Below are 285 nucleotides of genomic sequence, written 5' to 3'. Positions count from 1 at the left end.
CAACAATTGAGCTTAACTTAATTGTTAGCCTAGCCAAATACTTTGGCGTTGTAGTGCTTGCACTGTTATTACATGCTTTCGTAAACTACACATTGCTTTTAAAAATATTAACGGGCTTAAACCCGCTTATTTTCTTAGCAAAAATGAAGCACACATGCTTATTTGCATTTAGTACCTCGAGCTCAAGCGCAACTATGCCTATTACACTTGAAACTGCTACTAAAAAACTAGGTGCTAATAACTCGGTTGCCTCATTTACTATCCCACTGGGTGCTACCATTAACA

Annotated in this window: 1 protein-coding gene; it reads left to right on the top strand. The window is 37.5% G+C overall.

The window, feature by feature from the left end:
- Nucleotides 1-285 (top strand): cation:dicarboxylate symporter family transporter (locus tag AAEY80_RS14450; RefSeq protein ID WP_350588551.1); only part of this gene is annotated, 285 nt, incomplete at both ends.

This window comes from Psychrobacter sp. 78a-MNA-CIBAN-0178 (genome assembly GCF_040309625.1).
Taxonomy (GTDB): Bacteria; Pseudomonadota; Gammaproteobacteria; order Pseudomonadales; family Moraxellaceae; genus Psychrobacter; species Psychrobacter okhotskensis.
Note: the sequence above shows the minus strand (reverse complement) of the source record. Positions and strands in the feature narration are given on the sequence as shown.